The sequence below is a fragment of the Kitasatospora sp. NPDC094028 genome (genome assembly GCF_049543595.1).
Lineage (GTDB): Bacteria > Actinomycetota > Actinomycetes > Streptomycetales > Streptomycetaceae > Kitasatospora.
The window spans coordinates 60,556-86,927 of record NZ_JBMVFA010000037.1 but is presented as its reverse complement, the minus strand read 5'-3'; the positions used below and the strand labels follow the sequence as shown (position 1 = coordinate 86,927).

Here is a 26,372-nt window from a genome sequence, read left to right as displayed (position 1 = left end):
CCCCGGCCCCCCCCCATCCCCCCCCCCCCCCCGGTCTGCCCCCGCCCCCGCCCCCCCCGGTTTGTTCAAATTGGGGGGCGGGGCTCCCCGGCCGGGGCCCCCCCCCGGCACTCTGCTGTGGGTGGTGAGTGGAGAGGGTTGCGCGAGAAGTCGGCCTGGCCGACTTCTCGCGCAAGGATGGTCAGGCGCTGGGGAGTTCTCCGCGGTTGGCCTGCTGGGCCCATGTTGCGTGCGTGACTGCGTACTCCACGTCGCCGTGCTCGCTCCCCTCGATGGGCTCGGGCCACTCCTCGAAGAATGTGCGGATCAACGACAGGCCGGCCTTCTCCATGACTCGCCTTGAGGCGGTGTTGACCGTCATAGTGGTGGCCACGATCCGGTCCGCTCCGAGCTCGGTGAACGCATGGTGCACCAACGCCCGCGCGCCTTCGGTGGCGTAGCCGAGACCCCAGACGGACGGCAGCATCCGGTAGCCCAGTTCTGTTCCGCCGCTCAGGCCCGCGCTGGTCGCGGGCCGAAGTGAGAGCCATCCCAAGAACGCCCCGGACGACTTCTCTGCCGCGAGGAAGCAGCCATGACCGCTGGGGAGTTCGTTGTACTCGCGGAGGATACCGGGGAACTGCTGCTGCCTGACGACGTCCTCGGGCACCGGGTGGCCGTCCTCGATGTGCCGCATGACCTCCGGGTGGCCGTGCAGGGTGACAAGGGCATCGATGTCCGCTTCGGTGAAGCGCCGAAGCGTCATTCGCCCGGTTTCCAAGTAGGTGTCCACGGCGGTGATTCGAGCAGGAGGCCCGGTGTGGAGCAACTGCGTTCCTCTCGTCCGGCCGACCGGGTGGCCGGTCAGGCTGCCGAGGTTGGCCTGCCCGGCCCTGTTGCGTGCGTGACCGCCGGGTCTTCCTTGTTGTCTGTAGGGTGCGGAAATGACAAGAAGTGAGCGACTCGCGGAGCAGCTGGACTGGTACTGGCACAAGAACCTGCGGCCGCGGCTGGACGGTCTGACCGATGAGGAGTACTTCTGGGAGCCGGTGCGCGGCTGCTGGAGCATCCGGTCGCGTGGCACGTCGGCCGCGCCGATGTCGGCGGGGTCGGGGGAGTGGACGATGGACTCCGCGCCCCATGACGCGGTACCGGTGCCGGCGCCGGTGACCACGATCGCCTGGCGGCTGGCGCACGTCATCGTCTCGTGCCTGGGCTATCGGGTCGGATGGTACTTCGGTGGCCAGGACGTCGACTCCCGGACCTTCGCCTACGCGGGGACCGCTGACGAGGCGCTGAAGCAGCTCGACGAGATGTACGGGAGATGGCGCGCGGGGGTTCGGGAGCTCTCGGACGCCGACCTGGAGAATCCGCCCACGGTGGGTCCCGAGCGGTTCCCCATGGAGAACAGGATTCTGCACGTCAACAGGGAGCTGATCCATCACGGCGGCGAGATCTCCCTGCTGCGCGACCTCTACCGCTGGCAGGACTGAGCCGTACCGCGCCGAGTATGACGTAGGGCAAAACGGCGATCGAGCTTCGGAAACCCACGTGGACTCCGTGACGCTCCGGGGCTGGGAGCGCCCGGTTCGCTCGGCGAGCAGGTCTCACTCAATACGGAGCAGAGTTGCGGGGGGGGGGGGGGGGGGGGGGGGGGGGGGGGGGGGGGGGGGGGGGGCGGCGGCGCGGGCGGGGGGGGCGGCGGCGGCGGGGGGGGGGGGGGGGGGGGGGGGGGGGGGCCGGCCCCCCCCCCCCCCCCCCACACCGGGTCACTGGTTCCGCCGCCCGGCCGCCGCCCCCCCCCCCCCCCGCCGATGTGCTGCGCCGTCCGGCCGGGGTGGGCCGGGCGGCGCATCGTAGGGCTGGGGCGGGGGTGGATGGTGGGGAACGGTGGTGGACCTGCGCTGCGTGCATCCGGTCAGATTGCCGGGAGAATTCCCGCTCCGACCAACGGGTTTCAGCGACTCGAACGGCCCGGACACCTTGTGGGGCGCAGGTGAGAGGCCCGCGGGCTACGAAGGCCACGGCCACGACACCGCTGGCGTACATCCCCGACAGTGCCACTCCCGGGCCGACATCCGAGCTACTGTGGATGTTATGCCCGTGGCGTACGAGGACGTGCCCTTCAGTGAGCTGCTCCACCACCCGGCCGCGACCACGCGCCGACTGGACGCCGTCCGCGCGCTCAGACTCCGCAGACGTGACGCCGACGATCTCGCCCTGATGCGCGTCGACCAGTTGGAGCGCGACGCCACCGTCGTGGACTTCACCTCCCGCCTGCTGGCGGGGCTGGTGCGGACCGGGAACACGGCCGTACTGCGCCAGGCGCTGCCCGAAGCCCTGCCATGGATCACCTTCCTGCCCGACGAGGACGTCGACACCCTGCTCGCCGAGCTGGTCGACACAGCGCGTGGCGCGGTGGCATTGGACAACCTCGCCCCGATCGCACTCCTGCTCACCCAGTGGAAGCACAGCGCCGAGGTGTACGCGGATCCGGCCCTGCACGTGATCCTCACCCGTGAGCCCGAGGGCGACCTTGGTGCAGTGCCTCCGCCGAAGGCAGCCGAGTGAGCCCGAAGCGCGGCGACCGTGCGGCACCACCTCCGACCGGGAACGAGTTCGACCTCCGGTTCGCCAACTCCGAAGCAGCGGAAGGCTGGGAGGATCTGGGTCGACAGGCGGCAGGCAATCTGCGCCGCGCCTTCGAGCGGATCCGCGCTTTGCCGCGTGTCACCGGCAGTCCCGATCGCCAGCACCGACTCAAGGGGACTCTCGGTACTGCCGTCTCAAGGGGCAGCAGCTGGAACGCTGGCAGTACGAGGTCACGGGCGGCGGGCGCATCTGCTACCTGATCGACGATGTCAACCGCATCGCCTGGATCACTTGTGCGGGTACGGGTCACCCAAGGCCACCGACTGACCCTCTTCATCGCACGGACACGACGACGGCGCCGGGCGATCCCGAGATTGGGATCGCCCGGCGCCGTCGTTGTGGTCAGACCTGGTGGTAGGTGCGCCGCCCGGCCGGGGTGAGCTTGCGCAGCGGAGCGGTTGGCGCGCGGGTGTTCACCTGCGGGCAAGGGCGCTCAGTGGTGGTGTTCGGTGCCGGTGGTGACGGTGAAGGCGGCGGTGTGCACCGCGTCCCCGTGCTTGAAGTCGAGGAAGAGGCGGTAGCTGCCGGCGCTGGGGGCGGTGGCGTGGAAGGTGATGCCGGGGCCGGGGGTGGTGCTCTCCGGGTGGACGTGGAGGTAGGCGAGGTCGCCGGCGCGGAGGGCGACGAGGTGGCCGTAGGCGCCGAGGTAGGGCTGGAGGTCGGTGACGGGGTTGCCGTCCTTGCTGACGCTGAGGGTGAGTTCGTCGCCGCGGCCGGGGGTGAGGTCGCCGGCGAGGGTGACGGTGTAGCCGTCCACGGTGACGGTGCGGCCGGTCTCGGACAGCGGGGCCGGGCGCAGGTCGCCGGCGGCGTGCAGGTCGGCGCCGAGGGTGAGGCCCTGGCTCTCGCCGGCCGGCTGGAAGTCGGCGAAGACCCGGTACTCGCCGGCGGCGGGTACGGCGGCCTGGGCGCTCCAGGTGCCGTCCGCGGCGCGGGTGGGGTGCAGGTGCTGGTAGGTGGAGAGGTCGCGCGGGGCGACGATCAGGTGCAACTCCTTCTCGTGCTGCGGTTGGTAGGCGGTGAGGGCCTGGCCGTCCGGGCCGAGGATGCGGAACCGCAGGTCGGTGGGGGTGCCGGCGGTGACGAAGGGGTTGTCGACGCTGAGGGTGTAGCCGCGGTCGGAGATCTGTAGCCCGCCGGGCAGGTGGGCGGTGCCGTCGTCCCCGCTGTGGTCGCCGTGGCCGCCGTGGTCGCCGTGGCCCGCGTGCCCGGCGTGGTCGGCCGTGGGGGCGGGCTTGCCCGAGGGGCCGACGGCGTGGCCGACGCCGAGGGCGAGGGCGAAGGCGGCGGTGAGGCCGACGGTGAAGGCGGTGACGCGCAGGGCGGTGTTCATGGCGGGGTGCTCCTGGAGGAAGAGGTGCGGACGGGCTCAGGCGCGCATCAGGCGGGCGATGGCCTGGGTGGCCTCGGCGACCTTGGCGTCGGCTTCGGTGCCGCCTTCGGCGATGGCGGCGTGGACGCAGTGGGCGAGGTGGGTGTCGAGCAGGTTCAGGGCGACGGACTGCAGGGCCTTGGTGGAGGCGGCGACCTGGGTGAGGACGTCGATGCAGTAGGTGTCGGTGTCGACCATGCGCTGGAGGCCGCGGATCTGGCCCTCGACGCGGCGCAGCCTGCGCATGAGCTGGTCCTTCTCGTTGTGGTAGCCGACCATGCGGGCCTCCTCGGGTTCGGGCGGGACTGCGTCGGCCCCGGCTCGATGCCATGAGTGAATACCCCATGGGGGTATCAAGTCAAGCGGTTCGAGGCGGCGGAAAAATACCCGCCTGGGGTATCGAGAAGAGCTTGCCGGCGATACCCCTCAGGGGTATAAATGAACCCGGCGCCGCTCGATACCCCTCCGAGGTATCGTGGCCCGGCCGCACCGCACCACCCGCCCTGCCCGTCCCGACAGTCACGAGGAGCGACCATGACCACCCAGGCGCCCGCCTCCACGGAGGTGGAACTCTCGATCGGCGGAATGACCTGCGCCTCGTGCGCGGCCCGCATCGAGAAGAAGCTGAACCGGATGGACGGGGTCTCGGCCAGCGTCAACTACGCCACCGAGAAGGCGAAGGTCAGCTTCGAGGGCGCGGTCGAGGTCGCGGACCTGATCGCCACCGTCGAGGCCACCGGCTACACCGCCGCCCTGCCCAAGCCCCCGGCGGCCGAAGGCCCGGCCGCCGACCGGGCCGAGCCGGCCGACGAACTCGCCCCGCTGCGGCAGCGGTTGGTCACCGCGGTGGCGCTGGCCGTCCCGGTGATCGCGATGGCGATGGTGCCGGCCCTGCAGTTCGACAACTGGCAGTGGCTGTCGCTGACCCTCGCCGCCCCCGTGGTCACCTACGCCGCGTGGCCGTTCCACCGGGCCGCCTGGACCAACGCCAGGCACGGCGCCGCGACCATGGACACCCTGGTCTCGCTCGGGACGGGCGCCGCGTTCCTCTGGTCGCTGTGGGCGCTCTTCTTCGGCGACGCCGGGATGCCGGGCATGCGGCACGGCTTCGAGCTCACCATCGGCCGCAGCGACGGCTCGTCCGACATCTACCTGGAGGCGGCGGCCGGCGTCACCGCCTTCATCCTGGCCGGGCGCTACTTCGAGGCCAAGTCCAAGCGCACCGCCGGTGCCGCGCTCAAGGCGCTGCTCGAACTGGGCGCCAAGGACGTGACGGTGCTGAACGGCGGGGCCGAGGTGCGCATCCCGATCGGCGAACTCGCCGTGGGGATGCGCTTCGTGGTGCGGCCGGGCGAGAAGATCGCCACCGACGGCACCGTGGTCGAGGGTTCCTCGGCCGTGGACGCCTCGATGCTGACCGGCGAGTCCGTCCCGGTCGAGGTCGGGCCCGGCGACGCCGTCACCGGCGCCACCGTCAACGCCGGCGGCCGCCTCGTCGTCGAGGCGACCCGGGTCGGCGCGGACACCCAGCTGTCCCGGATGGCGAAGCTCGTCGAGGACGCGCAGAACGGCAAGGCCGCCGCCCAGCGCCTGGCCGACCGGATCTCCGCCGTCTTCGTCCCGATCGTGATCACGCTCGCCGTCGCCACCCTCGGCTACTGGCTCGGTACCGGCGAGGGCTGGACCGCCGCCTTCACCGCCGCCGTCGCCGTGCTGATCATCGCCTGCCCGTGCGCCCTGGGCCTGGCCACCCCGACCGCGCTGCTGGTCGGTACGGGCCGCGGTGCCCAGCTCGGCATCCTGATCAAGGGCCCGGAAGTGCTGGAGTCCACCCGCAAGGTCGACACCATCGTCCTGGACAAGACCGGCACCGTCACCACCGGCCAGATGACCCTGCTTGCCGTCCACACCGCCGAGGGTGTCACCGAGGCCGAGGCGCTGCGCCTGGCCGGCGCCCTGGAGCACGCCTCCGAGCACCCGATAGCCCGGGCGATCGCCACCGCCGCCGCCAAGGCCGGCGAACTGCCCGCCGTCGAGGGCTTCGAGAACGTCCCGGGCCTGGGTGTCCAGGGCGTGGTCGACGGCCACGCGGTGGTCGCCGGCCGGGAGGCGCTGCTCACGGAGTGGTCGCAGCACCTGTCGCCGGCCCTGGCCGAGGCCAAGCGCGCCGCCGAGGCGGCCGGGCGGACCGCGATCGCGGTCGGCTGGGACGGCCAGGCCCGGGCCGTGCTGGAGGTCGCCGACGCGGTGAAGCCGACCAGCGCCGAGGCGATCGCCGAGCTGCGCCGCCTGGGCCTGACCCCGGTGCTGCTGACCGGTGACAACCGGGCGGTGGCCGAGGCGGTGGCCGCCGAGGTGGGCATCGAGCCGCAGCACGTGATCGCCGAGGTCATGCCGCAGGACAAGGTCGACACCGTCAAGCGGCTGCAGGCCGAGGGCAAGGTCGTCGCGATGGTCGGCGACGGCGTCAACGACGCGGCCGCGCTGGCCCAGGCCGACCTCGGTCTGGCCATGGGCACCGGTACGGACGCCGCCATCGAGGCCGGCGACCTGACCCTGGTCCGCGGCGACCTGCGGGCGGCAGCCGACGCGATCCGGCTCTCCCGCAAGACCCTGGGCACCATCAAGAGCAACCTGTTCTGGGCCTTCGGCTACAACGTCGCCGCCCTGCCGCTGGCCGCGGCCGGGATGCTCAACCCGATGATCGCGGGGGCCGCGATGGCCTTCTCCTCGGTCTTCGTGGTCGGCAACAGCCTCCGGCTGCGCCGCTTCCGCTGAATCGTCCGAATCGGTCCGCTCCGCCGGCCGAGGCCCCGGAACCCCGCGAAGGGTTCCGGGGCCTCGGCGTTTCGACTACGCACCGTAGCGGCGGCCAGGGTGGCCGGATCGCCTCCGCGCGCCCGCCCTGACCTGTGCTTGGGTGGCGGTTTACCGGCTTTTGGGGCAGCACTCACCGAGTTCCTACCCTCGCGCGACCTGGCCGAGATGTGACGCTCCGAAACTTGTTAGGCAAGGCTTCCCTGCCTTAAGTTCTCGTGTCGTCAGACCGACGCGCTGCCCAGGTCGACCCACCCTCGCCCCCTCCGGAGGAGCCTCACCATGCCCGGAACCGTCCGGCCCCTCGCGGGCCTGTCCCTCGTCGCCGCCTGCGTGCTCGCCCTCACCGCGTGCGGCAGCTCGGGCGGCGGCGCGGACAACGCGTCCGCCACGGCCTCCGGCGCGGCGCTGGCCGGCCAGACCATCACCGTCTACAGCGGCCAGCACGAGCAGACCGTCAAGGCGCTCACCGAGGACTTCACCAAGCGCACCGGCATCAAGGTCGAGCTGCGCTCCGGCGACGAGGCCGAGCTGGCCAACCAGATCCTCCAGGAGGGCGACGCCTCCCCGGCCGACGTCTTCTACGCCGAGAACCCGCCCGCGCTCACCGTCCTCGGCGACAAGGGCCTGCTCGCGAAGGTCTCCCCGGACACCCTCAAGTCCGTTCCGGCCGCCGACAGTTCCGGCAAGGGCGACTGGGTCGGCGTCTCCGCCCGCACCTCGGCCTTCCTCGCCGCCACCGGCAAGGGCGCCGACACCGCGCCGCCCGCCTCCGTGCTCGACCTGGCCAAGCCCGAGTGGAAGGGCCGCCTCGGCATCGCCCCCAGCGAGACCGACTTCGCGCCGGTCGTCACCCAGGTCGTCAAGGCCAAGGGCGAGGACGCCGCGAAGCAGTGGCTCAAGGGCCTCAAGGACAACGCCAAGGTCTACGACAGCAACGAGACCCTCTCCGCCGCGATCAACAGCGGCGAGGTCGAGGGCGGCGTCATCGACCACTACTACTTCTACCGGATGCGCGACGAGAAGGGCGCCGCCCAGACCCACGCGGCCCTGCACTACTTCCCCAAGGGCGACCCGGGCTCGCTGGTCGACGTCTCCGGCGCCGCCGTCCTCGCCCACGGCAGGCACCAGGCCGCCGCCCAGGCCTTCCTCGGCTACCTCGCCTCCGCGCCGGCCCAGACCGTCATCGCGAACTCGGCGAGCTACGAGTACCCGCTGGTCGACGGCGTGAAGGGCAAGCCCGAACTGCCCGCCCTGGACGGCATCGGCACCGTCGCCGACCCGGCCCAGCTCGGCGACGGCAAGCAGGCGCTGTCCCTGCTCCAGGACGCCGGTCTGCTCCAGTGACGACAGCGCCGACCGTGACGACAGCGCCGACCGTGACGACAGCGCCGACCCCCGTCGTCGCGCGGCGGTGGCGGGCCGCGAGCCTGCTCGCCCCCGTCGCCGTCGCCGTCGTCGCGGTGGTGGCCTCGCCGCTCGGGTTCGTCATCGCCCAGGCCTGGCAGGCCGGTTGGGACCAGGCGAGCCGACTGATCGGGCGCCCGCTGATCGCCACCCTGCTCTGGCACACGGTCAGCCTGGCCGCCGCCGTCACTCTCGCCACCGCCGTCCTCGGCTTCGGCGCCGCCTACCTGGTCGAGCGCACCACCCTGCCCGGGCGCCGCGCCTGGACCGTCGCGCTCGCCCTGCCGCTCGCCGTACCGGAGTTCGTCCGCGGCTACTCCTGGGTGTCACTGTTCCGCTCCGTCCACGGCTACTGGGGCGCGGTGCTGGTGATGACCTGCTCGCTCTACCCGCTGGTCTTCCTCCCGGTCGCGGCCGCCCTGCGCCACGGCGACGCCGCCGCCGAGGAGGTCTCCCGCTCGCTCGGCCGCGGCCGCCTCACCACCCTCTGGCGGGTCACCCTCCCGCTCACCCGGCCCGCGCTGGCCGGTGGCGTGCTGCTCGTCTCGCTCTACCTGCTCGGCGAGTACGGCGCCTTCGCGATGCTGCGCTACACCACCTTCGCCACCGCCGTGTTCACCCAGTACAAGCTCGGCTTCGACGCGGCCTCGGCCTCCCTGCTCACCCTCGTCCTGGTCGCGCTCGCCCTGCTGCTGGTCGCCCTGGAGGCCTGGGCCGGCCGCCAGGCCCGGGTGGTCCGGCACGGCGCGCTCGCCCGCACCGCGCCGCCCGTACGGCTCGGCCGCTGGACGGTGCCCGCGCTCGCCGGGCTGGCCGCCCTGGTCGGCCTCGCGCTCGGGGTGCCGCTGTACGCGCTGGCGTACTGGCTGGTCAAGGGCAGCTCGACCACCCTGCCCTCCGCCTCCGTGCTCGGCGCCACCCTCGCCACCCTCGGGTACGCGCTCGGCGCGGCCGTCGTCGCCACCCTCGCCGCCGTTCCCGTCGCCCTGTACGGCTGGCGGCGCGGCACCCGGCCGGCCCGGGCCGTCGAGCGCGTCGCCTACCTCACCCGGGCGCTGCCCGGCATCGCCGTCGCGCTCGCCGTCGTGTACTTCGCCGTCCACTGGGCCCGGCCGCTCTACCAGCAGCCGCCGATGCTCGTCGCCGGGTACGTGGTGCTGTTCTTCCCGCTCGCGCTGACGGCCGTGCGCGCCGCCCTCGCCCAGGTCCCGCCCGGCGTCGAGGAGGCCGCCCGCTCGCTCGGCACCCGGCCGCTCGCCGTCCTCGCCCGGGTCACCCTGCCGCTGGTGCTGCCCGGCCTCGGCGCCGCCGTCGCCATGGTCGGCCTCACGGCCTCCACCGAGCTCACCGCCACCCTGCTGCTGCGCCCCACCGGCACCCAGACCCTGGCCACCGAGTTCTGGGTGTACACCAGCGGCCTCGCCTACGGGGCGGCGGCGCCGTACGCGGCCCTCATGGTGGCGCTGTCCGTCCCCTCCGTCCTCCTGTTGACCCGCCGCACGCTGGGGAGTGGTTCATGACCGGCCTGTCCGTCGTCGACCTGCACGCCGCACACGGGCGCAGCCCGGTCCTGCACGGCATCGACCTCACCGTGCCCGAGGGCGCCCTCGCCTGCGTGCTCGGCCCGTCCGGCTGCGGCAAGTCCACCCTGCTGCGGGTGCTGGCGGGCTTCCACCCGGCCGCCGCCGGGCAGGTCGTGCTGGACGGGCGGGTGCTGGACGACGGGCGCGCCCGGCTCGCCGCCGAACAGCGCGGCATCGGGCTCGTCCCACAGGACGGCGCGCTGTTCCCGCACCTGAGCGTCGCCGCCAACATCGGCTTCGGCCTGCCGCGTTCGCAGCGCCGGGCCCGGGTGGGGGAGCTGCTGGACCTGGTCGGCCTGCCCGGCCTGGGCGAGCGGCGCCCGCACCAGCTCTCCGGTGGGCAGCAGCAACGCGTCGCACTGGCCCGGGCGTTGGCGCCCCGGCCGCGCCTGCTGCTGCTGGACGAGCCGTTCGCCGCCCTGGACGCGGCGCTGCGCGCCGAGCTGCGCCGCGAAGTCGCGGCCACGCTGCGGGAGTCGGGCACGACGGCGGTGCTGGTCACCCACGACCAGGACGAGGCACTGTCCTTCGCCGACACCGTCGCCGTGCTGCGGGACGGCCGGATCGCGCAGGCGGGCAGCCCGGACGAGCTGTACCACCGCCCGGCGGACGCGGAGGTCGCCCGGGTGCTGGGGGAGGCGAACCTGATTCCGGCGGAGGCCGAGGGAGTTGAGGCCCGCACGGCCTTCGGCGCCCTCGCGCCGTTGGCGCCCGGCGCGGCCGCCGGGAGCGGCCTGGCCCTGCTCCGGCCGGGCCAACTCCGGCTCACCGCCGAGCCGGTGGCGGGCGCCGTCCCGGCGAAGGTGCTCGGCTGCGACTTCCGCGGCCACGACCACCGCGTCGAACTCCGGCCCGAGGCCGCCGGGTTGCCCGAGCTGCTGGTGGCGACCGCCGACCGGGCGTGGCCGGTGGGCGGCGAGGCGTACGTGAGCGCGGCCGGCCCGGTGCACGTCCTGCCGGGGGCGTGACGCGGGCCGATGCCGGTGCCGGGCGGCGGTTTGCGGTGATGCCGCCCGGCACCGCGATCGACCTGCTAGGAAGGGGGAATGGACGACACGACCCTGACCCCGATCGACCGGATGCTCGCAGAACGCGCCTGCGAGCGCGTCATCGTGGACTTCGTCCACCGCCTCGACCTCGGCGAACCCTCGTCCGTGGCCGAGCTGTTCACCCCGGACGGCAGCTGGCACTGGCCGTTCGGCGACCGCCGCATCGAAGGCCGCGACGCCCTCCGCGCCTACTTCGCCTCGCGCCCGGACGACCGGCTGTCGCGCCGCCTGATGACGAACGTGCTCGTCACGGTGGAGTCGCCGACGACGGCCCGGGCCACCTCGTACCTGACCACGTACCGGGTCGACGGCTACACCGGCGGCATGATCGAGCCCCGCCTCCCGACCAACGTCGGGCACTACGAGGACACCTTCCGGCGGATCGACGGGCAGTGGCTCCTCGCCACCCGCACCGTGCATCTGCCGTTCGGCGCCGACACGGCGCGACTGCCTTCCTGAAGCACGACGCATGGTGCCGGTGCCGACCATCCTTGCCCTGCCGACACCTGCCGACACCTGCCGACACCTGAGGACGCCTGATGACCGGCTCCGATCCCCGCCACCTCGCCCACCGCATGCACGAGGCCTTCAACGCGCGTGACATCGCGGCCGCGGACGAGATCTTCGCACCCGACTTCTACAGCCACCCGCTCCGGGGCGGGGTCGACGCGCTGAAGACGGCCTGGACGGCCATGTTCACGGCGTGTCCGAGCGCCCGATCCGTCATCGAGGACGTGCTGGTGGACGGCGACCGGGTGGCCCTGCGCTCGACCTTCCACGGGCTGTCCACCGGCGGCGGGGACACGGCCCCCGGGACCCTGCTGGAGATCTTCCGGGTCGCCGAGGGCCGGATCGTCGAACTGTGGGGTGTCAGCTCGGCCAGCCGGCTGCCGCGCGACTGACTCCGCTACTCCTCCGGCAGGCCGACTGCCTGCCAGCGGTACGCCGCGTCCTCCTGCCAGATCTGCAACTCGCCCTCCACCACGGCCGCCAGGCACAGCCGCCAGTCGTCGCCCATCGCCAGTGCGACCCGGGTGGCCGGGCGCAGGGTGGGCCGCCACCAGCGCGGGCGGCGGGACGCTCCGGCGGCGGGGAGCCGCAGGCGGACGCCGCCCGCGCCCGCGAGGGCGATGGTGGGGCCGCCGCGGTGGCCGACCATGGCGAGGCCGAGGGCGGGCTCGCCGTCGCCGATCTCGGCCGGGGGCGTCGAGGCGCCGAGGGCATGGGACGTCGGCGCGCCGAGCGGGTGCAGCCGGGCGGAGCCGTCCGCGCGCAGGGTGGCGGCGTGCGGGCCCGCCGAGGTGCGGGCGAGCGCGCCGGCGCGCAGCGTGCCGGACGGGCCGAGCGGGGTGTCGGGGGTGCCGGAGCCGGGCCGGCAGGCCAGCGGCTGCCCGTGGTGCTCGACCAGGACGAGCCAGCCGCCGGGCCGTTCCTCGATCGCCGCGAGCACCCGGTCGGCGCGGCAGTCGGGGTGCTCCTGCCCGGTGAGGGTGAGTCCGGGCGCCCAGCGGTAGGAGCGCAGGACGCCGCCGGCGGCCGTCCAGACCGTCAGCTCGCCGGCCGCGTCGACCGCCCCGGCCAGGCCGTTGACGCCGCGCGCGGCCTCCCACCAGCCGGCCGCCGTCCCGACCCAGAGGGCGCCGGCCCGGTCCTCGGCGCAGACCACGAGTTCGCCCTGGCGGCCGGCCCAGCCGGCCATCAACTCCCGGACGGAGTGCGGCCCCTGGCCGGCCGGCGAGCGGTGCTCGGCGGCTCCGGGCCCGGCCAGGGCGATGCCCTCGGCGCCCGCGGTGGCCACCAGCGGACGGCCGGAGCGGTCCGGCAGCACCGCCAGGCCGGCGGTCCCGGCCACCGGCCGGTGGGCGCGCAGCAGTTCGCGGCCGCGCGCCGCCCACGGGCCGAGCGGGGACGGGCGGCGCTGCGGCTCGCGGGCCAGCGGTTCGCACGCCCACTGCGCCAACTCCTCGCCGTAGCCGGCCGCCAGCAGTTCGGCCCGGGTCTGCTCGGCGGCCAACCGGTGGTCGAGCCGGTCGTGGTCGGGCAGCAGCAGGGTGCGGGCCAGGGTGCCGACCGCGAACAGGTCCTTGGCGGTGGTCGGGTAGCCGCCGACCTGCTCGGCCTCGGGCGGGACGTGCCCGGGGGTGAACACGGCGACGGTCAGGGCGTGGTCGAGCGGGGCGAGGAAGGTCAGGTCGATCAGCTTGACCTGCCCCTGGCCGTCCACGAGCACGTTGGCGGGGGAGATGTCCCGGTGCACCCAGCGCTTGCGGTGCAGTTCGTCGACGATCCGGCACAGCCGCGCCAGCACCTCGGCCAGCGCGGCCGGCCCGCCGTGCCGGCCGCGTGCCCAGGTGTGCAGCGGCTCGCCCTCGACCCACGGCGAGATCTGGTAGCCGAGCAGCCCGCCGGTGGGCGCCGCCCCGGGCCGGTGCGGGGCCGGGCCGAGCAGAAAACTGGGCACCACCAGGTCGGTGACCCCGAGCCGGTGCGCGTTGTGCGACACGTCGTCCCAACGCCCCAGCCAGCGCCGCACTTCGGACGGGTCACGCTCCAGCATGATCTTGGCGGCGACCAGCTCCTTGAGCCCGCTGTGGCCGGTCCGCACCGCCCGCCACACCTCGGCTTCGCCGCCCCGGTGGTGGAACTCCAGCAGCTCGTACTGCTCGGGGTCGAACTCCGGCCCGAACCGGAGCCCGGGCACCCAACGCGAACCGGACAAACGCGACCCCCGACGCCTCTCACGCTGCTGCCTGCTGATGTTGCCGTGCTGCTCGCGCGCTGTCGCCGCGCTTGACGTGCTGCCCAGGATAGGGCCTGCGGCTGTTCGACCGTCCGCCGTAGGCCCTATTCTGTTGCCGCCCGGGCAACATCACGAAACGAACGTCAACTCATGATCATCGGGGGAACGTTGATCATGGGACGGGTGAAAAGCCGAGCGCAGGGGGGCGGTTCATGGTGCTGTTCGCGGTGCTGCTGATCATGGTGGTGGCACTGGCGGGTGCGGCCGCCTTCGCCCTCGCCCGCAGACGGCGGCCACTGGACGCCGAGGCCGTCGACAGGGCCCTCACGGCCGCCGCCGGGCGCCTCGCCGCCGGGCAGGCCGCCCAGGCCCGCCGCCGCTACGCCCGGCTCGCGGGGCGGCTCGCCGACGCGCCCGAGCAGCTGCGGCCGCACCGCGGCCTCGCCCTGCTCGGCCAGGCCGAGGCCACCATCCCCACCGGCGACCAGCAGGCCACCCTCGCCCTCTACCGCGAGGCCTTCCCGCTGCTCGCCGACCCGGCCCGGCAGCTGCCCCGCTGGGGCCTGCGCCAACTCGCCGAGGAGCGGACCGCGCAGGGGCCGACCGCGCAGGGGCCGACCGGCGACCTCGCCCCCGTGCTCGCCTTCCTCCAAGCCGCCGCGGGCGCCGGCACCGTACCCGGCGAGTCCGGCGAGGACGCCGCGGCCGCCGCCCGCGTCCAGGCCTGGCTGCAGCAGCTCTGCCGGGACGGCTCCGCCGAGCAGCGCGACCACGCCACCGCGGGCGCCCTCGCCGCCCTCCCCGGCCGGGACTGGCCGGTGCTCGCCCGCGCCGCCCTGCTGCGCGCCACCGACCGGGCCGCCGAGGCCGAGCAACTGCTCGCCGCCACCGCCCCCGGCGGCAGCGCCGAACTCTCCTTCCGCTGGGGCGCCCAGCTCTACACCCTCCGCCGCGACGAGGCCGCCGTCGCCGCCTTCGACGAGGCGCTGCGCCGCGGCCCCGGCGAGCCCTCCCCGTGGGGCCGCGGCCCGGCACTGCGCACCGACAGCCTGCTGTTCCGCGGCCTCGCCCGGCAGCGGCTCGGCGCCACCGACGCCGCCTGGGCCGACCTCGCGGCCGCCGTCGGCGAGAGCCCGACCGACCCACGCCCCCGCTACGCGCTCGGCCGGCTCGCCCTGCTGCTCGGCGCCGACGAACAGGCCCGGGAGCAGTTCGCCGCCGCCCTCACCGCCCAACCCGCCTTCGCCCCGGCCCGGTTCGGCCTCGCCCTGGTCCACGAACGGGCCGGGCGCCCCTACCGGGCCGCCGCCGACTACCGGGCCGGCCTCGGCCAGGCCCCCGACTGGCGCCCCGCCAAGGTCCGGCTCGGCGCCGCCCTGCTCGCCGCCGGGCAGGCCGCCGAAGCCGAACCGTTGCTGCGCACCGAGGCCGCCACCGAGCCCGCCGGCCGCTGGGCCCGGATCGCCGGCTACCACCACGGCCTCGCGCTCGCCCGCCAGGGCGACCCGGCCGGCGCCCTCGCCCGCTGGGAAGGCCTCGACGACCCGGACCTGCGCGACCGCCAGGCCCTCGCCCGCGACCGGCTCGCCCGCACCCGCCTCGCCACCGACCCGGTCACCGCCCGCGAACTCTGGCAGCGGGCCGCCGCCGAGCACCCCGACGCCCCCGGCTACCGCGCCGCGCTGCGCGAGGCCGCCCTGCGCGAGGCCGCCCACCTGCTGCTCACCGGCCGCGACCACGCCGAGTCGCGCGAGCGGGCCGCCGCCGCCCTCGCCCTCGCCGACTCGCTGCCCGGCGCCCACACCCACCGGCAGGCCCGGCTGCGCGCGGCCCTGGCCCTCGCCGGGGGCGAGGCGCAGCCCGTCCTCACCCTGCTGCACGCCACCGCCGGGCCGCGCGACCGCTACCACCTGGCGGCCGCCGCGCTGTCGACCGGCAGCCCGGTGCTCGCGGTGAAGCTGCTCGGCGCGGCCGACACCGGCGAGGACGACCCGGCGGCCGCCCGGCTGCGCGCCGTGCTCGCCGAGCGGGCCGGGAACTGGGCCGGGGCGCTGGAGTGGTACCGGCACTTCCTGGCCGCGGGCGCGCCGGCCGAGGCCCAGGGGCCGTGCGCCCACTGCGAGCGCCCCGCCACCACGGCCTGCGGCGGCTGCGGCCGCGCGGGCTGCGCCGAGCACGCGCACGCGCCCGCCGGCGCCGCCTCGGCCCGCTGCACCCGGTGCGCCGGCCCCGCGCTGCGCGCCGTCCTGGACTGCGCCCGCCGGGCCGGCACGCCCGAGCAGGCCGAACCCGTCCTGGCGGCCTGGGCACAGGCCCTCGGCGACGGCGACGGCGACGGTGACGGCGACAGTGCCGGCGCCGCGCCCGTCCGGCTCGACCTCGCCCTGCTGCGCGCCGAACTCGGGCGTCTGGACGAGGCCCTGGCCGACCTGACGGTGCCGCCGGGGCGCCGGTCCGCGCGGTCCGACGCCGCGCGGTCCGACGTCGCACGGATCGACGACGCCCGGGCCGCCGTCCTGGTCCGCCGGGCCGGCGCCGCCCTGGCCGAAGGGCGCCCCGGCCCGGCCGCCGGCGACCTGCGGGCGGCCCTGCTGCTCGCCCCCGCCCATCCGCAGGCGGCCGGCACGCTCGGCCTGCTCGCCGAGCACGAGGCGCACCAACACGCCGTCGAGGGCCGTCACCGGGAGGCCTTCGACGCCTACCGGGCGCTGCTGGTCGCGGACCCGGCCCACCCCCGGCTGCTGCACGCCCTCGGCCTGGCCGGCTACCGGCTGGCCGTCGCGGAGGGGGAGCGCGGCACGGACGAGGTGTGGGCCTGGACCCTCGGCTGCCTGGTCGCCGCCCTGTACCAGGAGGAGCTGTGGGCGGAGTCCGCCCGCGGCACCGGCCGCCCGGTCGACCCGCAGCGCCTCGCCGCCGCCCGTACCGCGCTCACCGACCGGCTCCGGGAGGACCTGCGCGGCCTGGACCGGGCCGCCGGGCGCAGCGGCGACGAGGCCGAGGCCTGGACGCTGCGGCTCGGCCTGGAGGCGCACAGCGCCGAGGCCTTCGCCCAGCAGGACGTCCGGATCGCCCCGCCCGGCCGCCCGGCCCGCCGCCTCGCGCTCGGCCCCACCCTCGACGGCCTGCTCCGGCAGCAGCCCGAACTCGCCGACTGGGGTGCCTGGTTCGACCAGGCCGTCGGTGCCTGGCGCCGGCCCGCCGCCGGTTCCGAGCCATCCGCGCTGACCCGCGCGCTCGACCTGTTCGACGGCCTCGGCCCGCAGCGCTACCTGCTGGTCCAGGGCCGCCAGGCCGCCGCCGTCGCCGCCCTGGACGCGGTGCCCGAGAACCGGCGGGACGACGCCTGGCACCTCCTGCTCGGCACCTGCCTGATCGACCAAGCCCGCGCCCACCACCGCAACCAGGACTGGCGCGAGGTGCTGGACTGCCTCACCCGCGCCCAGGCCCTCCCCGGCCTCGCGCTGCCCGCCGACGCCCCGCGGATCGCCGCCGAGTCCGGTGTCCGGGCCGCCCGGCTGCTGCTCAAGCGCGGCGTCGACGACCAGGCCGGCGCGGTCGAACTGCTGGAGAAGGCCCAGGCGTTGGCCCCCGAGGACCCGGACGTGCGGGCCGACCTCGGCGCCACCTACGCCCAGTGGGCCCGCAAGGTCAACAACGAGGACCGGGACTATCCGCGCGCCCTGGCCCTGGTGCGCCTGAGCCTGCGGCTCGCCCCCGGCGACCCGACCGCCAGGGACATCCTGGCGGCCGCCCTCAGCAACCGGGCCAACAAGCTCACCCGGCCCGACGCCCCGGTCGCGGAACTGGAGGAGGCCGCCGAGCACTGGCGCGAACTCGTCGCCCTCGACCCCGACCCCGAGCACCGCCTCGGCCTCGGCTTCGTCCTGCGCATGCTCGCCCGCGCCGCCGCCTTCGACGGCGACCGCACCGGCGCGATCCGCCTGATGACCGAAGCCCTGGAGTTCGACCCGGAGTGGCACGGCGACCCCGGGCGCGAGGCCCCGCGCCGGATCAGCGTGATGCTCGCCAACCACATGCTGGACAACATGAAGGACAGCTCGTTCGTCCTCCAGGCCGCCATGCTCCAGAAGGCCAAGTCCTTCGACGACTCGGCCGACCTGCGCCGGCTGATGGTCAACGTCTGGCGCGGCGAGGCCGCCCGCCACTTCAAGGACCGCCGCTACGGCGAGGCGATCCAGCTGCTGGAGGAGGCGGCCGTGCTGGTCCAGAACCCGGAGCAGACCGACACGGTGCGCAGCGAACTCGGCGTCGTCTACAGCGCCTACGCCGTCCAGCGGGCCAACGCCCGGCAGCTGGTCGAAGCCCGCCGGCTGATCCGCAAGGCCGTCGAGCACAGCCCGGGGGACTTCGAGCTGCGCGCCCTGCAGTCGCGGATCGAGGGCATGCGCTGACGGGACGCGATCTACCGGTGGCGCCGGGCCGCCGTACGGCGACCGAAGGCCGCGCGGCGGCAACCGCGCGGCGGCCGCCGTCGTCGTAGACCGTGCGCCCAAGTCCCTGCCGCCACCGGTGAACACCGAGGAGAGAGACCGCCCGCCATGCCACTGCACGAACCGTCGCCGTACGAAGTCCTGGGCATCCCGCTCACGGCCGGCGTGCGCGAGATCAACGCCGCCGTGGGGACGGCGACCAGGGCGGGCCGGTACACCCGCCAGCAGGTCCAGGAGGCCGCCGCGCTGCTGCGCGCCCCCGACCGGCGGCTGGAAGCGGACCTGCAGCAGCCGCTGCCGCCCGAACCGGTGGACCGGGCCGCCGAGTTGCTCGCGCCCGCGCTCACCGGACCGCTGCTGACGGTCGACCGCCCCGCGCAGCCGCCGGCCGCCGCGCTGCTCGTGCTGCACCGCGCCGAACTGGCCGCCGACTTCGCCGACCCGGCCCCCGCCGGCGTCGACCCCGAACCGCCCGTCCCCGCCCGCTACGCGGCCGACCTGTCCGTCCTGCCGCAGATCGAGGTACCGGATTGACTTCCTCCCCTCGTGAACGAGGGGATTCCCCTCAGCCTCGCGGCTGAGCCGCTGCGCGTGTGCGCTGCGGTGGGACGACTTCCTGCTTCACTGACGACCGCCCGCCCGGAGTGCTCCGTTGAGGTCTTACACCGTCTCCACAGGCTGCTACCGCCAGTCCGGCGGCCAGGATGTTTCGGGCTGCGTTCACGTCCCGGTCGTGGGCCGCACCGCAGCCGCACGTCCACTCACGGACCTTGAGCGGCATGCTCGCGGCGATGGCGCCGCACGCGCTGCACAGCTTGGAGCTGGGGAACCAATGGTCGACGATGATCAGCTCCCGGCCGTACCAGGCGCATTTGTATTCCAGCATGGCCCGCAGCTCGGTCCAACTCGCGTCACTGATGGCACGGGCGAGCTCGTGGTTCTTGAGCAGGTTGCGGACGGTCAGGTCCTCGATCACGACCGTTTGGTTTTCGCGGACGAGTCGAGTGGTGAGCTTGTGCAGGAAGTCCCTGCGCCGGTCGGCGATCACCACGTGGATACGGGCGACTTTGACCCGGGCCTTCTCCCGGTTCTTCGATCCCCTGGCCTTGCGGGACAGCCCCCGCTGGGCCCTGGCCAGCCGTTCGCGGTCGTGGCGCTCGTGCCTGGGGTTGGTGATCTTCTCGCCGGTGGAGAGCGTCACCAGGCTGGTGATACCAGCGTCGATCCCCACCGCCGTATCCAGCACGGGCAGTGGCTTGATATCGGAGTCGTCGCACAGCATCGAGACGAACCAGCGCCCGGCCGCGTCCCGGCTGACGGTTACCGTGGACGGCGACACGCCCTCGGGCAGCGGCCTGGACCACACGATGCCCAGCGGCTGCGCCATCTTCGCCAGCGTGAGGCGGCCGTTCCGGTACCGGAACGCGGAGGTGGTGTACTCGGCGCTGTCGCAGGGCTTCTTCTTCGACTTGAACCGGGGGTAATTCGCCCGCTTCTGCCAGAAGTTGGAGAATGCCCCCTGCAGGTGGCGCAGGGACTGCTGGAGCGGCACGGACGAGACCTCGGAGAGGAACGCCAGCTCCTCGGTTCTCTTCCACTCCGTCAGCATCGCCGAGGTGGCGTTGTAGTTGACCCGCTCCCGGTGCATCGCCCATGCCTCGGACCGGGCGGCCAGCGCCTTGTTGTAGACGAGCCTCACACACCCGAACGTGCGGGACAGCTCAGCCGCCTGCGCATCGGTCGGGTAGAAGCGGAACTTGAAGGCCCGCCTCACGTGAGTAGTCGTCACATTGCACACCGTAACACTCATGGCCGTGAAGGAGACCAGATGACCGACGCACCGTCCACCGAAGCCCTGCTCGCGGACCACCGGCCGCTGCCGATCCCGCCCGGGGTCGAGGACGCCGACCTGGAGCAGCTGTTCGGCCGACTGCTGTTCCGGGCCTCGCTGTTGGGCGGGAAACTCGCGGACACCGAGCGGGCCGCCCAGGCCGAGCAGCGCGAGCTGCTGCGCGCTCTGATCGAGGTGGACGACGCGCTCGGCGACCTCGCGCTGGACCCGGAACTGGTCGCGCTCGGGCGCGGCGCCGGGATCGAGGCGACCCGGATGCGGATGCTCGGCCGGCTGCGAAAGGCCGAGGTGAAGCCGATGCGGCTGGAGGGCCTGTTCGCGGACCCGGCGACGACCGAGATCGTCGGCACTGAGGTGCGGCCGGGGGTGGCGCCGGAGACGGTGGTGCGGACGGTGGTCAACGGGTTCATGTGGAAGGGCGAGGTGCTGCGCCGGGCGCAGGTGGTGGTCGCCGCCAAGTCCCCCGATCCGCGGGTGGATCCGGCGCCGGAGCCGGTCGCCGCGCCGGTTGCCGTGCCGGAGCCGGACGCCGATTCGGTGTACGAGGAGCCGGCGGACGCCGCGCCCGAACCGCGGCCCGCCGAGCCGGCTGAGCCCGCCGAGCCCGCACCCGCCGCCGCGCGGGACCGGCGGGTCCAGCCCCGGGTCCGGACCCGCAGCGGCCGCAAGCGCAAGAAGTAGCCAGCCCACCAGCGGCAAGAGGGGAACGACATGTACCGCACACTCGGCATCGACCTGGGAACCACCAACTCCGTGGTCGCCCACCTGCGCCGGGGCGAGCCGGAGATCATCTTCAACCGGCAGAACCAGGAGGCCACGCCCTCCGTGGTCGGCAGCGGCCGCAAGGGCGAGCTGCTGGTGGGCTCCACCGCGCGCAGCCGGATCGCCATCGACGGCGCCAACGTGATCCGCTCGGTGAAGCGCTTCATGGGCCGCAAGTTCAAGGACCCACAGGTGCAGGCGGCGCTCAAGGAGGTCGACTACAAGGTCACCGCGGGCACCGACGGCGACGTCAACGTCTGGTTCAACGGCCGCTCCTACACGCCGATCGAGATCTCCGCGATCATCCTGCACCGGCTCAAGGAGGACGCCGAGCAGCGCTTCGGCGAGCCCTTCCACCGGGCCGTCATCACCGTCCCGGCGTACTTCGGTGAGCGGCAGGTGGCCGCCACCCAGGAGGCGGGCCGGATGGCCGGCCTGCACGTGCTGCGGATCATCAACGAGCCGACCGCCGCCGCGCTCGCGTACGGGATCACCTCGGAGGCGGGCGACGAGGGCCGGACCGTCCTGGTCTACGACCTCGGCGGCGGCACCTTCGACATCTCGATCCTGCTGCTGGTGCCCGGTTCGGTCTCGGTGCTCGGCATCGAGGGCGACAACCTGCTCGGCGGCGACGACTTCGACCGGGCGATCACCACCGCGCTGCTGGAGGACATCCGCGAGGAGTACGGCTCGGACTACCAGCCGGACCTGCGGGACCGCCCGAAGATCGCCTCCACCGCCGAGACGATCAAGATCGAGCTCTCCAACCAGGAGTCCTCCGAGGTGATCCTGCCCGGCCTCGGCGCCGGACAGCTGGTGCTGGAGACCGAGTTCGAGCGGGCCCGCTTCGAGGAGCTGATCGAGGCGCAGATCGAGCGCACCATCGAGCTGACCCACAAGGCGATCATGCAGGCCAACCTCACCGTGGGCGACATCGACGAGGTGGTGCTGGTCGGCGGCTCGACCGCGATCCCGCTGGTCTCGCGCCGCCTCGGCGAGGTGTTCGGCACCCGCCGGATCCGGTACGGGGTCAACCCGATGCAGTGCGTGGCGCTCGGTGCCGCCGTGCAGTCCGCCCTGGTCGGCGAGGTGGAGTGCCCCGAGTGCCGGGCCCCCGGCGACCTCTCCGCCTCCAACTGCGCCAACTGCGCGACCACGCTGCTCGGCGGCGACCGGGTGTCCTGCCCCGGCTGCTACGTCCCGGTCGACGCCGCGGCCGCCGACTGCCCCAAGTGCGGCCGGGAGCTGGCCGGTTCGGGCACCGGCGGGGCGGTCGTCCCCAAGCAGTCGCAGGCCGCGACCGTCGTCCGGGTCGACAACTGCCCGCGCTGCGGCACCCCGGCCGCCCCGGGCGTCACCGCCTGCGACCTGTGCGGCGAGGCGCTGAACTCGGCCGCCCCCGGCCACACCCGGGTGGCGTCCACCGCCGCCGAGGACGTCGGCCTGCGCTGCTCCGGCTGCGCGCGGGTGAATCCGCCGGGCACCGAAGTCTGCCCGGGCTGCGGCGAGTTGATGCAGGTCACCAACCCGTACGACATCACCCCGAAGAACCTCGGGATCGAGCTGAACGACGGCCGGATGGCCGTCATGATCCCCAAGAACACCAGCTACCCGACGAGTTCGCCGGTCAGCCGGGAGTTCGTGGTCTCCGGCAGCGGCCGCCAGCGGCTCGAAGTCGCCGTCTACGAGGGCGAGTACGAGATCGCGCAGCAGAACGAGCTGATCGGCCACCTCACCCTGCGGCTGCCCGAGGGACTGGGCGGCCGCACCCCGGTGGAGGTCTCCTTCGGCCTCGACCGGGACCGCACCATCACCCTCTCGGTGCGCATCCACGGCGGCGCCGAGAAGACCGTCAAGCTGGAGCGGGCCACCCTCGACCCCGAGCTGAAGGTGCAGGTGGAGGAGCAGCAGCGGCAGATCGAGACCTTCACCGACCGCTGGGGCAAGGAGCTGACCGAGGCCGAGATGCGCGAGGCCCAGCGACTGATGAACACCCTCGACGACCTGGCCGCCGGGCAGACCCGCGGCCAGTCGGTCGACGAGGCGCTGGAGCGGGCGCAGCGCCAGCTCAAGGCGCAGCGCTGGGTGCGCGGCTCGGAGGCGTACCTGAGCCTGTTCATCCGCTACTGCGAGAAGCACCTGGACCCGAGCGACCTCGACCGGCTGCGCTCGGTGGCCGCCGAGCTGCGGCTGCGCCGCGAGGAGGCCGACTGGGAGGGCGCGATGCGCGCGGCCCAGCGGGCCGACGACCTGTGCGACTCGCTCGGCCACACCATGCGCATGCTGACCATGTGCAACGTGTACGTGAACCAGAACCTGGTCTCGCCGCTGCTCGCCCAGCAGATGCGGGCGCACCTGCGCGGGCTGGACGAGGCGGTGGAAGCCGCGAACATGGAGGAGGTCAACCGGCACATGTCGGCGCTGCTGGAGCTGTACGCGCAGGCCGAGCGGGAGCTCGGCAGCGAGCCGGCGGCCGAGTCGCTGGGGCCGGTCCGTCCGGAGGAGGCCGGTCCGCGATGAGCGAGCTGGGTGCGGCTCCGGTGGAGCCGATCGAGGTGGGGTGCCCGCAGTGCCGGGTCGCGGCGGACCCGCAGTCGCTGCGCTGCCCGTCCTGCCGGGAGGACCTGACGGCGCTGGCGCGGCTGCGCTACGCCGGTCGGATGGACTACAACGCGGCGCTGGCCGCGCTGCGGGCCGGGGACGCGGCGCAGGCCCGGGTGCTGCTGCGCCGGGCGCTGGCGGCGGAGCCGGGGCTGGGACCTGCGGAGTCGCTGCTGGCGGCGCTGGGCTGAGCGGGGAGCGGTCGAGCGGCGGGCGGTGCGACACGCCCGCCGTTGGACCAATCCCGGCGTGGCGGGCTCCGCGTCGAGTGAGATCGATCGCGAGTGTGATCGTCACACGGATTCTCGCCACCCTCACAAGGAGTGACGCAATGCGTATTCGCACGACCCTCGCCGCCACCGCCCTCGCCGCGGTCGCCGTCCTCGCCGGTGCCGGCACCGCCGCGGCCGACGCGACGGCCACCGGTGCCGCGATCGGCTCGCCCGGCGTGCTGTCCGGCAACGTGATTCAGGTCCCGATCCACATCCCGATCAACATCTGCGGGAACACGGTCAACGTGCTCGGTGCCCTGAACCCGGCGATCGGCAACACCTGCATCAACGCCTGACCCGAGCGCTCCTCGCTCACTGGTGGGGCCGCCGTCGACCACGACGGCGGCCCCACCGCCGTGTCCGACGGCATCGCCGCACCCCCGTTCGGGGGTGGCGTCGGACGGCCCGGACCGCGACGATGGTCCCCGGCCCACCGCGGCCGCCGACCGTATCGCCGCCCGCGTCGCCGACCGTATCGCCGTCCGCATCGCCGACCGAGGAGTCCCGAGAACGTGCCGACCACGCCGACCCCGCGCAGCTACTCCTCCGGAGTCTCGGACGTCCCGCTGCTCGGGGACACCATCGGGGAGAACCTGGACCGCGCGGTGCGCGCCTTCCCGGAGCGCGACGCCCTGGTCGACCGCGCCACCGCCCGCCGCTGGACGTACGCCCAGTTCGCCGACGACGTCGAGGCGCTGGCCCTCGGCCTGCTGGAGCTCGGGATCGCCAAGGGCGACCGGGTCGGCATCTGGGCGCCCAACTGCGCCGAGTGGACGCTGACCCAGTACGCCACCGCCAAGCTCGGCGCGATCCTCGTCAACGTCAACCCGGCCTACCGCTCGCACGAGCTGGAGTACGTGCTGAACCAGGCCGGCATCCGGCTGCTGGTCGCCGCCGAGCGGTTCAAGAGCTCCGACTACGCCGGCATGATCGAGGAAGTCCGGCCGCGCTGCCCGGAGCTGGAGCGGGTGCTGCTGCTCGGCAGCCCCGCGTGGGACGCCGTCAGCACGGCCGGCCGTGCGGTGGACCCGGAGCGACTGGCCGAACGGGAACGGGAGCTGGCCCCGGACGACCCGATCAACATCCAGTACACCTCCGGCACCACCGGCTTCCCCAAGGGCGCGACGCTCTCGCACCACAACATCCTCAACAACGGCTACTTCGTCGGCGAGCTCCTCGACTACACCGAGCAGGACCGGATCTGCATCCCGGTGCCCTTCTACCACTGCTTCGGGATGGTCATGGGCAACCTGGCGGCCACCTCCCACGGCGCGTGCATGGTCATCCCCGCACCCGCCTTCGAGCCCGGCGCCACCCTGGCCGCCGTCGCCGCCGAGCGCTGCACCTCGCTGTACGGCGTGCCGACCATGTTCATCGCCGAACTCGCCGACCCGGACTTCGACCGCTACGACCTCGGCAGCCTGCGCACCGGCATCATGGCCGGCTCGCCCTGCCCGACCGAGGTGATGAAGGAGGTCATCGAGCGGATGGGCATGACCGAGGTCTCCATCTGCTACGGCATGACCGAGACCTCCCCGGTCTCCACCCAGACCCGCACCGACGACCCCGTCGAGCGCCGGGTCGCCACCGTCGGCAAGGTCGGCCCGCACCTGGAGGTCAAGGTCGTCGACCCCGCCACCGGCCGCACCCTCCCGCGCGGCGAGCCCGGCGAACTCTGCACCCGCGGCTACTCCGTCATGCTCGGCTACTGGGGCGAGCCCGAGCGCACCGCCGAGGCGATCGACTCCGCCCGCTGGATGCACACCGGCGACCTCGCCGTCATGGACGAGGACGGCTACCTCGCCATCACCGGCCGGATCAAGGACATGGTGATCCGCGGTGGCGAGAACCTCTACCCGCGCGAGATCGAGGAGTTCCTCTACACCCACCCCGACGTCCTCGACGTCCAGGTGATCGGCGTGCCCGACCGGAAGTACGGCGAGGAGCTGATGGCCTGGGTCCGGATGCGCGACGGCGCCGAACCGCTCACCGCCGAAGCCGTCCGCACCTACTGCGCCGGCCGGCTCGCCCACTTCAAGATCCCCCGCTACGTCCATGTGGTGGACGAGTTCCCGATGACCGTCACCGGCAAGATCCGCAAGGTCGAGATGCGCGAGGAGGCCCTGCGCATCCTCGGCCTCTGACGCTCCGCGCGCCGGTCGGGGCGGGACATCGGGGACCCGGACGCCTCCTGCGCTGCCCAGCGGGCGCCGGTCTCCACGAACGCCGATGGCCGACGAGGAGCACGCCCTCGTCGGCCATCGGCGTTCGTCGTCTTTACCGGGCGCCCCACTCGCGGTCGGTGGAGACGATCTCGCGGCCGAGCGGCATGAGGGAGACCGGGATCATCTTGAGGTTGGCCCAGCCGAAGGGGGCGCCGATGATCGACAGGAACAGCGGGATGCTGGTGACGATGTGCGCGAGCGCCAGCCACCAGCCGGCGAAGACGAACCAGATCACGTTGCCGACGCAGGACGCGACCCCGGCGTCACGCCGCTCGACGGTGGTCCGCCCGAAGGGCCACAGGATGAAGCCGGCGATCCGGAACGAGGCGATGCCGAACGGGATGGTGATGATCAGCACGCAGCAGATGATTCCGGCGAGCGTGTAGGCGAGAGCCATCCAAAAGCCACAGAAGACCAGCCAGATGACATTGAGGATGAACTTGATCGCACTCATGCTTGGTACCTTCTCACGGCTGACGGCGTTGTCCTACGACCGTGACATGCCCGTCGGCGAGCGTGCCCACGCCCTTAGGGGTCGTCTCTCAGGGATCGGTCCGGGACGCGGACAGCGGCCCGCCGGTCGGTCCGGCGGGCCGCTGTTCTGAGG

21 protein-coding genes are annotated in these 26,372 nt (G+C 73.8%); 15 read left to right on the top strand and 6 right to left on the bottom strand.

Annotated elements, in window-relative coordinates:
• Positions 1-181: 181 nt before the first annotated feature.
• Positions 182-772: a GNAT family N-acetyltransferase gene (locus ACPC54_RS35435; protein ID WP_498970673.1), complete on the bottom strand. Its 591-nt coding sequence runs from the start codon at positions 770-772 to the stop codon at positions 182-184.
• A gap of 151 nt (positions 773-923) precedes the next feature.
• On the opposite strand from ACPC54_RS35435, the gene ACPC54_RS35430 reads away from it, so the two are divergent.
• The gene (locus ACPC54_RS35430; RefSeq protein WP_498970671.1) at positions 924-1,472 is read left to right on the top strand and encodes a DinB family protein; all 549 of its coding nucleotides are present in this window, start codon (positions 924-926) and stop codon (positions 1,470-1,472) included.
• A gap of 604 nt (positions 1,473-2,076) precedes the next feature.
• Positions 2,077-2,550 carry a hypothetical protein gene (locus ACPC54_RS35425; protein WP_498970669.1) on the top strand — a complete coding sequence of 158 codons (474 nt, stop codon included), beginning with the start codon at positions 2,077-2,079 and terminating at the stop codon, positions 2,548-2,550.
• 514 nt (positions 2,551-3,064) lie between these two features.
• Here ACPC54_RS35425 and ACPC54_RS35420 read toward each other — a convergent pair.
• Positions 3,065-3,964, bottom strand: coding sequence for a DUF8832 domain-containing protein (locus ACPC54_RS35420; RefSeq protein ID WP_498970667.1), 900 nt, complete (start codon positions 3,962-3,964; stop codon positions 3,065-3,067).
• 36 nt (positions 3,965-4,000) lie between these two features.
• Positions 4,001-4,282: a metal-sensitive transcriptional regulator gene (locus ACPC54_RS35415; protein ID WP_498970665.1), complete on the bottom strand. Its 282-nt coding sequence runs from the start codon at positions 4,280-4,282 to the stop codon at positions 4,001-4,003.
• A gap of 255 nt (positions 4,283-4,537) precedes the next feature.
• Here ACPC54_RS35415 and ACPC54_RS35410 point away from each other — a divergent pair, with 255 nt between their 5' ends.
• The 6 genes from ACPC54_RS35410 to ACPC54_RS35385 all read left to right on the top strand — a co-directional run bounded on the left by ACPC54_RS35410 (position 4,538) and on the right by ACPC54_RS35385 (position 11,761).
• Positions 4,538-6,781, top strand: a complete 2,244-nt coding sequence (locus ACPC54_RS35410) for a heavy metal translocating P-type ATPase (RefSeq protein WP_498970663.1) — start codon at positions 4,538-4,540, stop codon at positions 6,779-6,781.
• Positions 6,782-7,102: 321 nt separating this feature from the next.
• Positions 7,103-8,167, top strand: a complete 1,065-nt coding sequence (locus tag ACPC54_RS35405) for an iron ABC transporter substrate-binding protein (RefSeq protein WP_498970661.1) — start codon at positions 7,103-7,105, stop codon at positions 8,165-8,167.
• A gap of 32 nt (positions 8,168-8,199) precedes the next feature.
• On the top strand, positions 8,200-9,747 hold the full coding sequence (locus tag ACPC54_RS35400; RefSeq protein WP_498970659.1) for an ABC transporter permease: 1,548 nt from the start codon (positions 8,200-8,202) through the stop codon (positions 9,745-9,747).
• On the top strand, positions 9,744-10,778 hold the full coding sequence (locus ACPC54_RS35395) for an ABC transporter ATP-binding protein (RefSeq protein WP_498970657.1): 1,035 nt from the start codon (positions 9,744-9,746) through the stop codon (positions 10,776-10,778). The genes ACPC54_RS35400 and ACPC54_RS35395 overlap by 4 nt, the downstream gene beginning before the upstream one ends.
• A gap of 78 nt (positions 10,779-10,856) precedes the next feature.
• Positions 10,857-11,318, top strand: coding sequence for a nuclear transport factor 2 family protein (locus ACPC54_RS35390; RefSeq protein ID WP_498970655.1), 462 nt, complete (start codon positions 10,857-10,859; stop codon positions 11,316-11,318).
• A gap of 80 nt (positions 11,319-11,398) precedes the next feature.
• A complete protein-coding gene (locus ACPC54_RS35385; RefSeq protein ID WP_498970653.1) occupies positions 11,399-11,761 on the top strand; it encodes an ester cyclase in 363 nt (120 codons plus the stop codon).
• 5 nt (positions 11,762-11,766) lie between these two features.
• Here the strand turns inward: ACPC54_RS35385 and ACPC54_RS35380 are convergent, their stop codons facing one another.
• On the bottom strand, positions 11,767-13,560 hold the full coding sequence (locus tag ACPC54_RS35380) for a protein kinase domain-containing protein (protein ID WP_498970651.1): 1,794 nt from the start codon (positions 13,558-13,560) through the stop codon (positions 11,767-11,769).
• 251 nt (positions 13,561-13,811) lie between these two features.
• On the opposite strand from ACPC54_RS35380, the gene ACPC54_RS35375 reads away from it, so the two are divergent.
• Together ACPC54_RS35375 and ACPC54_RS35370 are read left to right on the top strand one after the other, a co-directional pair.
• Positions 13,812-18,014, top strand: a complete 4,203-nt coding sequence (locus ACPC54_RS35375) for a hypothetical protein (protein WP_498970649.1) — start codon at positions 13,812-13,814, stop codon at positions 18,012-18,014.
• Positions 18,015-18,161: 147 nt separating this feature from the next.
• Positions 18,162-18,587, top strand: a complete 426-nt coding sequence (locus ACPC54_RS35370) for a hypothetical protein (protein ID WP_498970646.1) — start codon at positions 18,162-18,164, stop codon at positions 18,585-18,587.
• Positions 18,588-18,618: 31 nt separating this feature from the next.
• On the opposite strand, the gene ACPC54_RS35365 is transcribed toward ACPC54_RS35370, so the two are convergent.
• A complete protein-coding gene (locus ACPC54_RS35365) occupies positions 18,619-19,863 on the bottom strand; it encodes an RNA-guided endonuclease InsQ/TnpB family protein (RefSeq protein ID WP_498970644.1) in 1,245 nt (414 codons plus the stop codon).
• Positions 19,864-19,881: 18 nt separating this feature from the next.
• On the opposite strand from ACPC54_RS35365, the gene ACPC54_RS35360 reads away from it, so the two are divergent.
• From ACPC54_RS35360 to ACPC54_RS35340, 5 genes are all read left to right on the top strand, one after another.
• A complete protein-coding gene (locus tag ACPC54_RS35360) occupies positions 19,882-20,586 on the top strand; it encodes a nucleotide exchange factor GrpE (protein WP_498970642.1) in 705 nt (234 codons plus the stop codon).
• Between the two features lie 30 nt (positions 20,587-20,616).
• Positions 20,617-23,187: an Hsp70 family protein gene (locus ACPC54_RS35355; RefSeq protein ID WP_498970640.1), complete on the top strand. Its 2,571-nt coding sequence runs from the start codon at positions 20,617-20,619 to the stop codon at positions 23,185-23,187.
• Complete coding sequence (locus ACPC54_RS35350; RefSeq protein ID WP_498970638.1) at positions 23,184-23,459, top strand: hypothetical protein; 276 nt, start codon at positions 23,184-23,186, stop codon at positions 23,457-23,459. The genes ACPC54_RS35355 and ACPC54_RS35350 overlap by 4 nt, the downstream gene beginning before the upstream one ends.
• Positions 23,460-23,599: 140 nt before the next feature.
• Complete coding sequence (locus ACPC54_RS35345) at positions 23,600-23,836, top strand: chaplin (RefSeq protein WP_498970636.1); 237 nt, start codon at positions 23,600-23,602, stop codon at positions 23,834-23,836.
• A gap of 216 nt (positions 23,837-24,052) precedes the next feature.
• Positions 24,053-25,684 carry an AMP-binding protein gene (locus tag ACPC54_RS35340; RefSeq protein ID WP_498970634.1) on the top strand — a complete coding sequence of 544 codons (1,632 nt, stop codon included), beginning with the start codon at positions 24,053-24,055 and terminating at the stop codon, positions 25,682-25,684.
• 133 nt (positions 25,685-25,817) lie between these two features.
• Here ACPC54_RS35340 and ACPC54_RS35335 read toward each other — a convergent pair whose 3' ends face one another.
• Positions 25,818-26,219: a YccF domain-containing protein gene (locus ACPC54_RS35335; RefSeq protein WP_498970632.1), complete on the bottom strand. Its 402-nt coding sequence runs from the start codon at positions 26,217-26,219 to the stop codon at positions 25,818-25,820.
• Positions 26,220-26,372: the final 153 nt, after the last annotated feature.